The 15,020-nt window shown below is 47.1% G+C and carries 18 protein-coding genes; 16 read left to right on the top strand and 2 right to left on the bottom strand.

The genetic code is table 11. From position 1 onward, the window contains the following. Positions 1–655, bottom strand: a 655-nt coding sequence (locus F8N00_RS09000) for an ATP-grasp domain-containing protein (protein ID WP_421018066.1), incomplete at its 3' end; no start/stop codon positions are given. Between the two features lie 101 nt (positions 656–756). Between F8N00_RS09000 and F8N00_RS08995 the strand changes: the two genes are divergently transcribed. The 5 genes from F8N00_RS08995 to F8N00_RS08975 are packed head-to-tail and all read left to right on the top strand — an operon-like array spanning position 757 to position 3,593. Then, positions 757–1,197 (top strand): YlbF family regulator, encoded by a 441-nt coding sequence (locus F8N00_RS08995; RefSeq protein ID WP_029342155.1) that lies wholly within the window; start codon positions 757–759, stop codon positions 1,195–1,197. Positions 1,198–1,221: 24 nt separating this feature from the next. Then, complete coding sequence (locus tag F8N00_RS08990) at positions 1,222–1,479, top strand: YlbG family protein (protein ID WP_023468818.1); 258 nt, start codon at positions 1,222–1,224, stop codon at positions 1,477–1,479. A 46-nt stretch (positions 1,480–1,525) separates the two neighbouring features. Further along, positions 1,526–2,107, top strand: coding sequence for a 16S rRNA (guanine(966)-N(2))-methyltransferase RsmD (gene rsmD, locus F8N00_RS08985; RefSeq protein ID WP_074668417.1), 582 nt, complete (start codon positions 1,526–1,528; stop codon positions 2,105–2,107). Beyond that, positions 2,104–2,595, top strand: a complete 492-nt coding sequence (gene coaD, locus F8N00_RS08980; RefSeq protein WP_421018065.1) for a pantetheine-phosphate adenylyltransferase — start codon at positions 2,104–2,106, stop codon at positions 2,593–2,595. Before rsmD ends, coaD begins: the two co-directional genes overlap by 4 nt. Next, positions 2,595–3,593, top strand: coding sequence for a SepM family pheromone-processing serine protease (locus tag F8N00_RS08975; RefSeq protein WP_023468815.1), 999 nt, complete (start codon positions 2,595–2,597; stop codon positions 3,591–3,593). The genes coaD and F8N00_RS08975 overlap by 1 nt, the downstream gene beginning before the upstream one ends. Here F8N00_RS08975 and F8N00_RS08970 read toward each other — a convergent pair. Next, the gene (locus tag F8N00_RS08970) at positions 3,566–4,717 is read right to left on the bottom strand and encodes a nucleotidyltransferase family protein (RefSeq protein WP_421018064.1); all 1,152 of its coding nucleotides are present in this window, start codon (positions 4,715–4,717) and stop codon (positions 3,566–3,568) included. The genes F8N00_RS08975 and F8N00_RS08970 overlap by 28 nt on opposite strands. Positions 4,718–4,873: 156 nt before the next feature. Here F8N00_RS08970 and F8N00_RS08965 point away from each other — a divergent pair, with 156 nt between their 5' ends. The 11 genes from F8N00_RS08965 to F8N00_RS08915 all read left to right on the top strand — a co-directional run. Beyond that, on the top strand, positions 4,874–5,398 hold the full coding sequence (locus F8N00_RS08965; protein WP_023468813.1) for a YceD family protein: 525 nt from the start codon (positions 4,874–4,876) through the stop codon (positions 5,396–5,398). Between the two features lie 46 nt (positions 5,399–5,444). Beyond that, positions 5,445–5,618: a 50S ribosomal protein L32 gene (gene rpmF / locus F8N00_RS08960; protein ID WP_012370841.1), complete on the top strand. Its 174-nt coding sequence runs from the start codon at positions 5,445–5,447 to the stop codon at positions 5,616–5,618. A gap of 83 nt (positions 5,619–5,701) precedes the next feature. Further along, positions 5,702–6,511 carry a ketopantoate reductase family protein gene (locus F8N00_RS08955; RefSeq protein ID WP_058713757.1) on the top strand — a complete coding sequence of 270 codons (810 nt, stop codon included), beginning with the start codon at positions 5,702–5,704 and terminating at the stop codon, positions 6,509–6,511. Further along, positions 6,508–6,864: a DUF3397 domain-containing protein gene (locus F8N00_RS08950; protein ID WP_023468811.1), complete on the top strand. Its 357-nt coding sequence runs from the start codon at positions 6,508–6,510 to the stop codon at positions 6,862–6,864. The genes F8N00_RS08955 and F8N00_RS08950 overlap by 4 nt, the downstream gene beginning before the upstream one ends. Positions 6,865–6,893: 29 nt before the next feature. Continuing rightward, positions 6,894–8,456 carry a bacillithiol biosynthesis cysteine-adding enzyme BshC gene (bshC, locus tag F8N00_RS08945; RefSeq protein WP_255997875.1) on the top strand — a complete coding sequence of 521 codons (1,563 nt, stop codon included), beginning with the start codon at positions 6,894–6,896 and terminating at the stop codon, positions 8,454–8,456. A gap of 161 nt (positions 8,457–8,617) precedes the next feature. Further along, a complete protein-coding gene (rsmH, locus tag F8N00_RS08940) occupies positions 8,618–9,556 on the top strand; it encodes a 16S rRNA (cytosine(1402)-N(4))-methyltransferase RsmH (RefSeq protein ID WP_035396712.1) in 939 nt (312 codons plus the stop codon). Positions 9,557–9,569: 13 nt separating this feature from the next. Further along, entirely contained in the window at positions 9,570–9,956 is a 387-nt protein-coding gene (gene ftsL / locus F8N00_RS08935) for a cell division protein FtsL (RefSeq protein WP_023468808.1), read from the top strand. After that, on the top strand, positions 9,953–12,091 hold the full coding sequence (locus F8N00_RS08930; RefSeq protein WP_023468807.1) for a penicillin-binding protein: 2,139 nt from the start codon (positions 9,953–9,955) through the stop codon (positions 12,089–12,091). Before ftsL ends, F8N00_RS08930 begins: the two co-directional genes overlap by 4 nt. Positions 12,092–12,199: 108 nt before the next feature. Further along, a complete protein-coding gene (locus F8N00_RS08925; protein ID WP_421018063.1) occupies positions 12,200–13,519 on the top strand; it encodes a UDP-N-acetylmuramoyl-tripeptide--D-alanyl-D-alanine ligase in 1,320 nt (439 codons plus the stop codon). Positions 13,520–13,541: 22 nt separating this feature from the next. Beyond that, complete coding sequence (gene mraY / locus F8N00_RS08920; protein WP_023468805.1) at positions 13,542–14,504, top strand: phospho-N-acetylmuramoyl-pentapeptide-transferase; 963 nt, start codon at positions 13,542–13,544, stop codon at positions 14,502–14,504. 33 nt (positions 14,505–14,537) lie between these two features. Next, the coding region (locus F8N00_RS08915) for a Mur ligase family protein (RefSeq protein WP_421018062.1) at positions 14,538–15,020 on the top strand (483 nt) is incomplete at its 3' end.

Here is a 15,020-nt window from a genome sequence, read left to right as displayed (position 1 = left end):
ACTGTCCGTCACGGATGATGAGATCAAAACCGGCGTGATCGATATCGAGCTGTTTCGCGAGAGCGAGCACGAAGTCGATTGCTCCTTGTGGCACATCATCAAAATCAAGGACACCACCTTGAGCGACGTTATTTAAGAACTGAGCACCACCGACACGCCAGTACGCAGCAAGGACTTGATCGCCGACGACGACGACACGTAAGTCCTTCTCATTCGGAATGTACTCCTGAATGTAGAACGTATCGTGTGTATCCGTGTATTTCTTCCAGTCTGTTTCATTTTTGATGAGATGGACACCTTGTCCCATGGAGCTACGGACTGTCTTCGCAACGAACGGAAACGAAAATTCACGTAAGACACGTTCGACGGTGAATTCATTTTTTCCATAGATGCCGGTCCGAGGGATGTTATCCGGAATGACGGTTTGAAAAATCCGCGTCATCTCGATCTTGTCATGACCTAAGTGGAACGTAGCAGCCGACGGGAAGATCGGTTTTTTCATTCCGTAGATGATTGAGTGGATTTGCCAGTATTCCGGGAACAGGACGACATCCGCCTGTTCGATTTTTTTCAAGGAATCAAAGTGATAATCTGACTTGGCATGTTCCGTCTTGATTCCAATCGTCCGGAACATATTAAAAGAGAGCAGTTGCATAAAGTTCATTCCTTCCTTCTGAACAAATTATACACAATTCAACAGGCTAGGAGGGAGAGAAATGTTATGATAAGATGGTAAAGTTAAGGAGGAGATTCGTTGTGATATATACCGATAAGACGATTGACCTCATCAACGCAGCGGAAGACCTCATTCGATCTCTCGCTCAAAGTGAAACGGGGCAAGCATATAGATGTGCGAAACAAGCACAGCAAGAGTCAGTAGAGGCACAGGCTGTCATTCGCGATTTTCATCAAGTCAAGGAGGACTACGAACTCGTACAGCGATTCGGACGGTATCATCCTGACTATCAGACGATCACGAAAAAGGTCCATGAAGTCAAACGGCGACTTGATTTACAAGAGGAAGTCGCGCAGTTTAAAAAGGCGGAAAAACAACTCGAGACGTTACTCGGACAAATCAGTCTGAAGCTCGCTGGAGAAGTATCACCGCAAATTAAAGTACCGACGGGAAATCCTTTCTTCGATCAAGGATGCGCTGGAGGTTGTTCGACCGGTGGCAGCTGTAGCTGTAGCGGATAACGAAGGTGAAGGGGGTAGGCTGGCGTGATCAAGGAACGAGTGGGACTCATCGTCTATGTCAATGCGATGAAAGCATCCCGTCAATTACGCCGTTACGGGAACGTCTACTTTACGTCTAAACGTGAACGATACGTTCATCTGTATGTCGATTTAGATCAGCATGAACAGGTGATGGAAGTCATTTCGACTCTCCCGTTCGTCGAATCGATCAAACGTTCAGAACGACCGTTCATCACGGAGACGTTCGCGAACAAAAAAGGTAAAATGCCAGAAGAAGCATAATCCATGGAGCGATGAGGACATCCTCGTCGCTTCTTTGTTGAAAGGAATGAAGGAAATGCGAGTCATTTCAGGGGAACGGAAAGGTACACGATTAAAAGCAGTGCCAGGGGATCAAACACGACCGACGACGGATAAGGTAAAAGAATCCTTATTCAACGTCATCGGTCCTTATTTCAACGGAGGACGAGCACTGGATCTGTTTGCGGGGAGCGGTGGTCTTGGGATTGAATCTCTTTCAAGAGGATGCGATGAGGCGGTGTTCGTCGACCAACACCATAAAGCGATCCAAACGATCCAAGATAATTTACGAACGACGCGCTATACGGACCAAGCACGTGTTTTGAAAAAAGATGTAGCGATCGCTTTAACGGAACTCGCATCTGAAGAGCCGTTTAAGTTGATTTATCTAGACCCTCCCTATGCAAAAGAGCGATTGACGGAACATGTCACGTACATAGAGCAACACAATATGTTGACGGACAATGGTGTCATCGTCTGTGAACATGACTCAGCGGTTGAATTACCGGACCAGATCGGACGACTAGAAGTCGTGCGTCGACTTCGTTATTCCGCTGTCATCTCGATTACATTGTACGAATTCATGGAAGCGGAGGAAGACCACGAATGAAACGAATCGCCATTTGCCCAGGTAGCTTTGATCCGATCACGAACGGACATTTAGACATCATCGAGCGTGCCGTTCCGATTTTTGACGAGATCATCGTTGCAGTACTGAATAATTCTTCGAAGCAACCACTCTTTTCTGTCCAGGAACGGATGGAGTTAATTGCCGATGTGACATCGCACCTACCTCAAATCAAGGTGGATTCCTTTAATGGTCTACTGGTCGATTATGCGGCGGAAGTTGGAGCAACCGCGATCGTACGCGGTTTACGAGCAGTTTCGGATTTTGAATACGAAATGCAAGTCGCTTCTATCAACAAGAAGATGAACGATCAAATCGAGACACTATTCATGATGACGAATAATCAGTATTCCTTCTTGAGTTCTTCGATCGTCAAGGAAGCTGCCAAATATGGTGCTTCCGTTGTCGATCTCGTACCGCCTTCCGTCGAAGAGGCGCTACGTCAGAAATATGCGAAAGGAGAACTGTGATGAAAGCTTGGAAACCTGCCTTAGCAGCGATCATCGCTGCCTTGATCGTATTTTTCTTACCACTTCCTTATTTCATCTCCTATCCGGGTGACGCGACGTCGACGGAAGATTTGATTGAAGTATCTGGAGGCGACAAGGAACCGGGAGATTTGATGATGCTGACGATCGCACAACGTCGGGCAACGCCTTACTTTCTCATTGAAAGCTTATTTCTACCGTTCTCCGAAACATCGAGTGTAAGTGATTATCTGTACGACGGCGAGTCGGACGCGCAGTATGAAACGCGTCAGAAGCTGTATATGGAAGAAGCACAACATAACGCAACAATCGAAGCGTATGAATTAGCGGATCAAAAGGTCGATGTCGATTTCGAAGGGGTCTACGTCTCCGGCGTCATTCCCGGTGGTCCAGCCGAAGGGAAACTGAAGGCAGGGGATCGGATTACAAGTGTTGACGGAAAACCGATTACGTCATTTGAAGGTTTCATGAAGACGATTCAAGCAAAAAAAGCCAAAACAGCTGTTCCGATTCAGTTCACGCGTAAATCGGAAGACAAGAAGACGACGATTCGAGTGGATCAGTTATCTAAAGAGGTCAAGCGAGTCGGGCTCGGCATTTACGAACCGCTCCCGATCTCGAACGTGAAGACGGATCCTGAGATCGAGTTTCAGGTCGAAGACGTCGGGGGACCTTCTGCAGGAATGATGTTCACTCTTGAAATCTATGATCAATTGACGCCGGGAGATTTGGCGAAAGGGCATAAAATCGCCGGCACAGGAACCATTGAAGAAGGTGGCAAGGTGGGACCAATCGGTGGAGCGTGGCAAAAGGTGGTCGCTGCAGACGAGGCAGAAGCAGAAATCATGTTCGTACCAGCAGGAGAGAACTACAAAGAAGCAAAACCATCCATCAAAAAACTCGGAACGAACATGAAGCTCGTTCCGATCAAGACAGTCGAAGATGCGATTGATTATTTAGAAGAACTTCCAGCGAAATAAGGAAAGCGACGGTGTTCAAGCAACGCGTCGTAGCGAGCCAAGGGCAGTGCATATGCAGCTGTCACTTGGCTTTCTTTCGTTAGCCAAGGATGACTCGTGAAGGTGCTGAATACGGCAGTCCGCGTTTTGATGGTTTTGAGTGCCTGTCGTCCTCGTTCTGAAAAGGCGAGGGGACGAACGAAATCAACATGGTCGTAATCGATCCGTGCGACCTCCTCTGCCGTCGTTGAGGTCAATAGATAGATCAAGGCACGCTGCAGGCTCGTCCGCGTATAACGGCGTGTTTTGACGTAATTCAGAAAGGTGTCGAACGTCGTTGCTTGTTTAGCCCCTTCGATGAGTCGTGGTGCTAACGAAGCGTCGATCCCAGCGATTCGCATCAACTCGGGTACTGGAGTCGTTAGTAGACGTTGTCGAATCCATGGATAATAATGCGAGAAGTTGGCGAAAGAGGCACTTGCTAAGACGTCTTCGGTCTGTTCAGGAAGTGCGAGCAGCTGACCGTGTGTCTGATGATGGGCGCGTATCGCGGTGGCGCTCATGATGTCCCCGGTGGATAAGTCGTGGTAGCCACTTCCAATCCGTTTCGTCGTGTGGAGCGATAGGGTATTTGCGGCGCGAGCGTAATAATAGCCAAGCGTATTGTTCGGTTGTGTCAAATCAAGCGTCTGTGAGACGCTCCTGAATGCTTGACTGGCGGCGTGAGCAGAAGAGAGGCCCACTGATAATCCATCGTGTAACGCTTGCTTGTATGCAGGTGTCTCTTCGATCTGTTCCGCTGCCGCATGCAGAAAAGGTTTGATATCTCCGTACTCGCTTCCAAACGAAAGCGACTGACAGCCGATTGTCTCGGCAATCGTCACACCACCGAGTGCAAAGCGATCAGCACGCTGGACAGCAAAATAGAAGGGAAGTTCAAGAACGAGATCGATGGCACCGCTCGCGACGGCTGCCTGAGCACGTGTCCATTTATCCGTAAAGGCGGGCTCACCACGCTGCATGAACGTCCCGCTCATGATGGCGACGATGACGTCGGCATCCGTTTCCCGTCGTGCTGTCGTCGCTTGATAATAGTGTCCGTTATGAAACGGATTGTACTCTGAAATGATAGCTGTCATCCTCATGAAAACTTTCTCCTTTGCAAACCGAATTAAGTGCGGTAATATGGATAAAGACGTCCAAAAGTGTTCGTTCTCTAGCGATTTCAGTGTAAAGAAAAAACATTGACAAAACAAGATGTCCTCTCTATAATTCATATTGTTGCAATTGAGGTGATTCGGATGAAATGGTCCCTGATGCAATTGAATAAATTGCGCAATCTGGGTCAACTTCAGGTTAACGAGACGATCGAGCTCAATGAGCTAGTCGCCCTCCATCCGGATATCCGGGCGGTGCAACCTGTGCACGTTCGTGCAAATGCATCGTTTACATCGAATCAATTAATATTCAATCTTCGGATTACCGGCGAAATGACGCTTCCGGATGCCCGGACGCTAAATGACGTCGCTTATCCATTCGAGATTGAATCCATCGAGCCATTCCTGCTCGAGGTCGATGCTGTTTCGAACGAAGCAGATGACATCAACGTGCCGATCGGGAATACGGTCGATCTTCGACCGCTCGTGCAAGAATTGATTTTACTTCATGTGCCAGTGCAAGTGCATGGGGATGATGAAGAGAATCAGTTGGTTGAGGGGGAAGGCTGGACGATTCTTTCTGAAGAAGATCCAGAGGAAACCGAACCAAAAATCGATCCGCGACTCGCGGGTCTCGCTCAGTTCTTTAAAAAAGATCAGGATTCCTGATTTCTGAAGTAAAGGCGAGTGTATTTTTTCAAGGAGGTGGACAACGATGGCAGTACCATTCCGCAGAACGTCGAAAACACGCAAACGTCTTCGCCGTACTCATTTCAAACTCCGTGTACCAGGTATGGTCGAGTGCCCAAACTGTGGTGAAATGAAACTTTCACACCGCGTTTGTAAAGCATGTGGCTCGTACAAAGGTAAAGAAATCGTCAGCAAATAAGCTGATTGATCGGTATAAAAGCGACCTTCGAATCGAGAAATCGGTTTTAAGGTCGCTTTTTTCATGAAAGGGGATAGGAATAGATGAATGTTGGAATCATTGGCGCGGGTGCCATCGGGTTATTGCTTGCCTCTTATTTATCGGAAGATCATGCAGTCACGCTTTATGTGCGACAAGAACAAGAGGAGGAACGACCAATCATTCGCGATGGACAAGCGAGTCGTCTCGTACGGATCCGGAAGATTGATCGGCTCGAGTCAGAAGACTTGGTGTTTGTCGCGACAAAGTCGTATGATATAAAAAGTGTGATTCCATTCCTTAAACGGCTGACGTGTCCCGTCATGTTCCTGCAAAATGGAATGGATCATTTGAAATGGAAAGAGCAATTGCCGCATGTCTTATTTGGTGTCGTCGAACATGGTGCCATGCGCACTGCACCGTTTGAAGTCCAGCATACTGGAAAAGGACGCATCCGCTACGGAAATCAAGAGGTAGTGAACTTGTCGTCAAAGCAGCTGTGCTTTGAACTTGAGTCAGATATGGAAGCCGTTTTATTGACGAAGCTGTTCATCAACGTCGTCATCAATCCAGTGACGGCTTATTACGGTGTTGAGAATGGATCCTTATTAGAGATGCCTTATCGAGAAGAAGCCCGTCAATTATTTGACGAAATGCGGACGATTTTCCCGCACCATGACATTACTTATTCCGAAATCGAGCGGATCATGAAGAATACGAGCAAAAATCGTTCTTCCATGTTACGAGATCTTGAGTATGGACGACGAACGGAAGTAGAACCGATACTTGGATACGCATTACGTCAGGCGACGACTGCGACGCCACGTTTATCTTTTTATTATGAACAGATCAAACAGAGGGAGGGTCCGCAGTGACAGTCTTCATCATTTTTCCTTTATTCAGCCTGATTGCGTTGTATCTCGTCTTTCTACTTCTATTTCGGAAACATGGGAAGGCCGTTCGATTTGCACTCGACTTTGGAACATTCATCGTTCTGTATGCGATTCATGTTGCATTGATTGCCTTGACCGGAACAAATTACTTAGGGTGGATTGTCATCGTCGTGTTGTTGGTGTTTGCGTTGAATGCACTCTGGCAACGAATTCGTCAACTTGATGTTGATTTGAGACAAATGATTCGCCACAGTTGGCGGATCATCATCTTGCTGGCATTACCCGTCCATTTCATACTGTTCGTACTCGGTATTCGTCAACTGTTCATCAGCTGACCAGTTAGGTAAGAAAGAAGGGATTTTGTTTGAAGGTACAACCATTTGAAGCCTTATACGATGATAACTCGTTGATGCATCGTGCTTCACGAGAAGAATTCTTAACATATGTCGACCACCTTGGAGAGAGTGGTTTAGCGTCGAGGAGCCGTTTGCTTGAAGAACGTCACTATCCGCATCTTGCGGCACTGACAGACGAACTCGAACGCCAAAATCCGAACATGACGGAGCGTTTGCGGGAACGTGTCGCGAAGCTTCGTACGGGTGAAGCTCAAGTTGTCATTACAGGGCAACAAACGGGTATCTTTGGCGGACCATTATATGCCATCTATAAATTGTTGACCTGTCTTAAGGTCGCGAAGCAGGCGGAAACGACACTTGGGCGACCTGTCGTTCCGATTTTTTGGCTCGCGACCGAAGATCACGATTTTGATGAGATTAACCATGTTTACGTTCCGACAGCGGATTATCAAACGCGTAAAATCGCTGTCACACCTTCAGAATCGATTGCCCGCTCGGTCAGTCGGCTCTCTTTTGATCAAGCAGCACTTCTTGAAATCATCGAAGAGACATTCCGAGCAATGCCAGAAACGGTTCATACGAAACAATTAGTTGCGCGCCTGAAGCAACTCGTTGAAGCGTGTACATCGTATGGGATGTTTTTCTCACAATTGATCGGTGAATTGATCGATTTTGATATCGTCTTCTTTGATGCGGATACACATTCTGTCCGTGAACTCGAGATTCCGTTCTTTGAACGGTTGATTCAAGACAATGCGGAATTTAGACGAGCATTGACGGATGGTATTTCACAGACGCAAGAGTTACCGGATACATTCTTGAACGAGGAAGCGGCGCATCTTTTCGTCGATGATCACGGTCGTCAGTTACTGTATCCGACAGCAGACGGATTCGAGACAAAACAAGGAAAGCAATATACGGAGCTTGAATTGATCGCGTTGCTGTACGCCAGTCCGGAACGTTTCTCCAACAGTGTCGTCACACGTCCATTGATGCAGGATTACCTGTTCCCGACGCTTGCCTATATCGGGGGTCCGGGGGAGTTAGCATACTGGACACGCTTACGACCGCTCTTTCATCACCTGAATTGGACGATGCCGTTATTGATTCCCCGCATGGGTGGGTTACTCGTGCGCCGTAGCGATGAAAAGCGTCTTGCTAAACTTGAGGTGTCGCTCGAAGAAATCGTCCGATCAGGCGTACCGATTCCGCTCTATTCAGAAGAGAAGATGACAGGACGTATGCAGACGGCAGCGATGCTAAAAGACAGTTTCGTCTCGGAATTCCTCTCGCTCGAACAGAATCTACTGCGGACATCGAGTAAGAGTGAGAAGGTCAAGAAACAGCTCGATCAAGCAATTGCTAGTCTACTGGCAGAAGATCGACGTCAGTTTGACCGACAGACACGGCAATATAAAGAGACGGCTTATCATCTTCTTCCTGATGGAGCGCCACAAGAGCGGATTCATTCTGTCCTCCCGTGGTTGAATCACCATGGTCTTGATTTTGTTCGGGACTTAAGAACAGCCTATGAAGCGAATACGAGTGATCAACTGAAGATTTTCCTCTAAACCTGCTGAAACTAGCAGGTTTTTTCTCTTTTTTAGCGAAAATTACACAAAAGTTAAATAAATCAAGGAAACTGTCTCATTTTCGTAACGTTTTCACGAGAGAATGTGATACATTGAAAAAGAGTAACGTCCTTCAAGGACAGTGAAAGGTGAGGCAGGACATGTTTGAGCATGAAACAGTATTGAAATGGGAGTCGATCGAAGGACTCGCGATTAAACCCGACGGTATTTACGTCGATTGTACATTAGGTGGAGCAGGACACAGCGAAGAGATCGTCAAGCAATTGACGACAGGTCATCTGTACGCATTTGATCAAGATGATGTCGCCCTCGCTCATGCAGCAGAACGTCTCGCGGCGTATGAAGGTCGCTTTACTTTAATAAAGAGTAATTTTGCTTATCTGAAAGAGCAATTAGCAGCACATGGCGTCGAGAAAGTGGACGGCATCTTATTCGATCTCGGTGTCTCTTCACCACAATTAGACGAAGGGGAACGGGGATTTAGTTACAATCACGACGCACGTCTCGACATGCGCATGGATCAATCTTCTCCACTTTCTGCTTACGAAGTCGTCAATGAGTGGTCGTACAATGATCTCGTACGTATCTTCTTTACATACGGGGAAGAGAAATTCTCGAAACAGATTGCGCGTAAAATCGAAAAAGCGCGGGAAGAGCGACCGATCGAGACGACATTTGAACTCGTCGAATTGATCAAGGATGCGATTCCGGCACCAGCACGACGTAAAGGTGGTCACCCTGCGAAACGGACTTTCCAAGCAATCCGGATTGCTGTCAATGATGAACTGAACGTCTTTGATCGTGCGGTACACCAAGCCATTGATTTATTACGGGTCGGTGGACGTCTATGTGTCATTACGTTCCATTCACTTGAAGATCGCATGTGTAAACAAGCAATCAAAGAAAAATCATCACTACCCGAGCTTCCACCGGGGTTACCGATGATTCCCGTCGAAATGGAGCCGGAACTCCGACTCGTCACACGCAAGCCGATTACGGCGGGTGTTGAAGAGCTCGATGATAACCGTCGCGCCCGATCGGCAAAATTACGAGTTGCTGAAAAAATGAAAGAAACTTGAGAGGAGCATTCCAATGGCAGAACCACTTCGTAAATCGGTCCAAACGGTTCAACCCGTTCGTCAACAACCTGTTCAGGAACCACGAAAGACGGAAGATATCGCGCGTCGCGTCGCCGTCCGTCCGAAGTATCGCTTGTATCCCTTTGAAAAATTCTTATACAGCGCGATGATTGGTGGTCTTGTGTTATTTGGGAGTTTGACGATCAGTACGCATAACGAAGCGTATAATGTGAGCCGTGATTTAGCGAAAGAGAACCAAGTCACACAATCACTCAAAAAAGAAAACGAACGTTTACAACTAGAGGTCACGAACTTAAGCTCTCCGGAACGGATTTATAAGATTGCAAAAGAACAGGGTCTTGATATGCGTAAAGGGAACATCAAGGTGATTCCTAAATGAATCCACTGAAAAAATCCCGTTGGAGAGTAGCCTTTATCATGGTGATATTTGCTACTCTCTTTTTTGTGTTCATTGGTCGATTTTTATACTTGGCGACAACAAAACAATTCCATGGGGAAGACATGATCGCCTATGCTGAGAAAAAGCGATGGGAGTCTCAGGAGACGCTCGGGGCAGAACGCGGTGAAATTTTCGACCGACTCGGTTCACCGATCGCGATCAATGTTCCATCCTATCATTTGATTGGTATTTACCGACTAGGTGGCGTCAAAGATCCGGACGAGACGATCGTCGATTTTAAAAAGACGGCTGAAGGTCTTGCACCGATTCTTGGGATGACGACGAAGGAACTGGAGACCTATTTGATTGAGAACAAAGATCGTTCGCAAATCGAATTCGGAAAAAAAGGAAATGATTTGACGCTCGATCAAAAAGAGAAGATCGATAAGTTGAAACTTCCTGGAATCCGGATGATTGAAGAGCCGAAACGATATTACCCGAATGGTATCTTCTTGTCCGATACACTTGGATTCGTCCAAAAGATCACCGAGGAGAATGGTCGTGTCGCGTTACAGGGACAAATGGGGATCGAAAAACAGTATGACGATGCCTTAAGCGAATCTTACGGGGCACGTGTCTTCGAGAAAGATCGGAGCGGTAATCCGTTGATCCAAGGCTCGTCGCGTGTCTCGAATGAACCGAAGGACGGGTCAAACCTGTACTTGACGATCGATCACCGCATTCAACAGTCGCTAGAGAAACAAATGCAAAAAATGTACAACACGTACAAACCGAAAAATGCGACAGGGATCGTCATGGATGCGAAAACCGGTGAAATCCTTGCCATGGCGGATCGTCCATCGTTCAACCCGAACTTACGTGACATGAAAGATTTCACGAATTTTGCCGTCTCGTCACGGTTCGAACCCGGTTCGACGATGAAAATCTTTACGCTCGCAGCGGCGATTGATGCGGGAGTGTTCCGTCCGAATGAGATGTATAAATCGGGTAGTTATAACTACAAAGGAACGGTCATCAAGGATTATAACGATGTCGGTTGGGGAACTATTCCGATGATCGAAGGAGTCTATCACTCCTCGAACGTCATGTTCTCGAAGTTGACAGCAGAAAAACTTGGGATTGAGCGTTATAAAGAATACTTTAAGAAGTTTCATTTTGACCAACGAACGGGTATAGACATCTCGGGAGAAGTAAACAGTCAATCTGACTTGTCGAAACCGTTGAATGCGCTCATTACGTCATGGGGACAATCGACTGCGGTCACACCAATGCAACTGCTTCAAGGGGCAACGGCAATTGCTGGTGACGGCGAGATGGTCAAACCGCATATCATCCAAAAAGCGGATCATACGGATAAAGCACCGTACCGGGCGAAAACAGAAGTCGTCGGTAAGCCGATTTCGGCAGAGGCGGCAAAAGCGACGCGGGATGCACTTGATGGTGTCGTCAATAGTAAAATCGGAACCGGGCAAATGTATAAGTTGAAAGACTACCGTGTCATCGGGAAGACCGGTACAGCTCAAATTTCTGAGAATGGGAAATACATTCAAGGACAATTCATTCACTCGTTCATCGGTATGGCGCCAAAAGATGATCCGGAATTGATCATGTACATCGCAGTCGATCGTCCTTCGAAAAGTGAATCGTCTGTTTCAGGACCACTCATCATGAGTCCGGTGTTCAAGAGTGTCATGAACACAGCATTGCAATACCGGAGCATTCAACCGGAAACGCAAAAGGACTCGGTGGATGTCAAAGCGAAAATTACGCCAAGCTACATCAAGAAGAGTGCCCGACAAGCGACGGATTTAGCAAAAGAACAAGAGGCTGTTCCAATCATCCTAGGCGATGGTGCTGAAGTCGTTTCGCAGATTCCGTCTCGTGGTCAAGAATTCGTCAGCGGAGAGCGTGTCTTGCTGAAGACAGCAAATACGTTCAAAATGCCGGATTTGACGGGGTGGTCGCAGCGAGACGTCAAAAAACTCGTCAGCTTGTATGACTTGAAGCTTGATGTCATTGGTAAAGGTTTTGTAACCAAACAATCAGCTCGAACTGGTACACTAGTGAGGGAAAATGGAAAGTTAACGGTCGAACTAGCTGAACCTAAAGAATAACGGTGGGGCAAATTTCCTGATTTCTACAGGAAGACGAGGACGAACAGGAGTCATTCGTTGACTTTTGCATTCGTCCTCTTTTGCTGTCATCAAATGGAGGTATATATCATGTTAACAATTACGCAACTCGCTGAATGGTTGCATCTCGATGTGAAAGATGATCGTATCGTTCGTCATTTTGCAACGGATTCACGCGCACAACTTGAAGACGGTCTCTATGTTCCGATTCAAGGAGCACGCGTTGATGGTCATCGATTCCTTGAAGGTGCAAAAAACCAAGGAGCGATCGTCACCTTATGGAAGAAAGGCATTGATCGACCAGACATCGATATCGTCTTTTTAGAAGTCGATGAACCATTGGTTGCCCTGCAACACATCGCAAAACGATACTTACTGCAGATTGCGCCGAAAATCGTCGCCATCACTGGATCAAATGGGAAGACATCGACGAAGGACATGGTCGAGAGCGTACTCAAGACGACGTTTAAGACACATAAGACACAAGGAAACTTCAATTCGGATATCGGAATGCCGTTAACGATTCTCATGATGCCAGCTGATACGGAAGTCGCTGTGCTTGAGATGGGAATGAACGGGTTTGGCGATATTGAATTCCTATCGAATCTAGCTGAGCCAGATATCGCACTCGTCACGAACATCGGCGAATCGCATGCGGAGCAAGTCGGTGGACGCAGTGGCATCGCCAAAGCGAAGCTTGAGATTCAATCCGGACTCAAACCAGGTGGTCATTTATTCGTTGATGGTGACGAACCACTTCTCGCAGAAGTCGAAGCGGAGAAGATCGGCTATCAAATCGGAAATACGTACCGGATCGAAACGAAGGAAGCAACGTTCTTTGGAACGGCCTTTACTTACGATGGCACCGCTTTTCACCTACCAGTGCTAGGGAAACACCAAGTCCGAAATGCAGCATACGCGATTGCGACAGCACGTGCACTTGGCGTGACGGACGCCCGGATTCAAGAAGGGTTCGATGCGGTTGAATTGACACCGATGCGGATGGAACGATTACTCTTTGAAGAGACTGCGGTCATCAATGATGCGTATAACGCGAGTCCGACATCAATGAATGCAGCGATTGAGACGGTCACTGCGCTGGAAGGGTATACGACACGCGTTCTCGTCCTCGGCGATATGTATGAATTAGGGGACCAAGAACGCTTATTACATGCCTCGGTCGGAAAGCGGATTGCGTTACCTGTCTCGCATGCTATCCTAGTAGGGGAGAAAGGCGCGTGGATTGCTGAAGGAATCAGCGACCCGTCTGTTCAAATCCAATTCGCGACAACCGTCGAGGATGCTGCAAAACGATTGCGCCCATTGCTCGGAGAACGAACAATCGTCTTATTGAAAGCGTCACGTGGGATGGCGCTTGAACGGATATTAACCTATCTGAACGAAAACTAATTTTTGAAAAAGGGTGTCTGCTATGATCACATTATTCATCAGTCTTATTCTTGCATTTCTTGTTGTATTACTCGTCATGCCAAAAGCGATTCCGTTTCTACACCAATTGAAGTTCGGTCAGGAAATTCGGGAAGAAGGACCGCAATGGCATCAGGTCAAATCCGGAACACCGACGATGGGTGGAATCGTCATTCTTGTCGCGATGATCGTCAGCGTTCTCGGTGCAGTCGTCATGGGCGATCTATCGACGACACAATTATCGTTACTGTTTTTAACACTTGCGTATGGCGTTATCGGCTTTATTGATGATTACATCAAAGTCGTCAAGAAACGTAACCTTGGTCTGAATTCAAAACAAAAATTACTTGGACAAATCGTCGTCGGATTGTTATTTGTCTGGTTGAGTGGTGGATTTACAAGTGACGCGACGTATCTATCGATTCCATTTACCGATTTTGAGCTTGATTTCGGTATCGTCTATCCGTTTGTTGCCTTGTTCTGGTTAGTTGGTTTCTCAAATGCAGTCAACTTGACGGATGGATTGGACGGTCTCGTATCATTTACAGCGATTCCAACATTCTTGTTCTTCGGATTATACAGTTGGTTTATCGCAGATGAAGTAGGCGCTGCTTGTTTTGCTTTCTCAGCGGTCGGTGCCTTGATCGGATTCCTATTATTCAATGCGCACCCAGCGAAGATCTTCATGGGAGATACAGGGTCACTTGCACTTGGAGCTGCATTAGCAGGTCTATCGATTGTCTTAAAACTGGAATTACTACTCGTCTTAATCGGTATCGTTTTCGTTGTCGAGACATTATCAGTCATTCTACAAGTCATCTCCTTTAAGACGACAGGAAAACGAATTTTCAAAATGAGCCCAATTCACCACCACTTCGAAATGGTCGGTTGGAGCGAATGGCGGATCGTCGGTACATTCGCAGGAATCAGCTGTTTGATGGCATTCATCGCCTATCTATTCGTGTAATAAAAAAGAAGAGAGAAAGTGAGCGATTCAACAATGGAACAACGACAATGGAATGATCAAAAAGTGCTCGTTCTCGGAACGGCGAAAAGTGGAATCGCAGCAGCTCGGTATTTAGCGAGTGTTGGTGCAGAAGTAACGGTCAATGACGGGAAAACGCCGTCCGAGAGTGATCAAGCGACGCTTGCATCACTCGATGTTAAGACGGTCTACGGTGAGCACCCGCTCACACTACTCGATGACATCGATTTGATCGTCAAGAATCCAGGAATTCCGTATTACATCGATCTGCTACAAGAAGCCTTACGACGCGACATTCCGGTTTGGACAGAAGTAGAACTAGCGTATCAAGCAACCGATGCGACGTGGATTGCCATCACAGGATCGAACGGGAAAACGACGACGACGACGCTGGTCCATGAGTTGTTGAAAACCGGTACGCGGCGTGTACATTTGGCAGGAAACATTGGATTCCCGGCAATTGAAATCGCATGTCAGGCGAAACAGGACGATATCATC

Origin of the sequence: Exiguobacterium sp. A1_3_1 (genome assembly GCF_048985645.1) — a bacterium.
GTDB lineage: Bacteria > Bacillota > Bacilli > Exiguobacteriales > Exiguobacteriaceae > Exiguobacterium_A > Exiguobacterium_A indicum.
The sequence above is the reverse complement of the archived record's forward strand: the minus strand, read 5'-3'. Positions and strand labels throughout refer to the sequence as shown.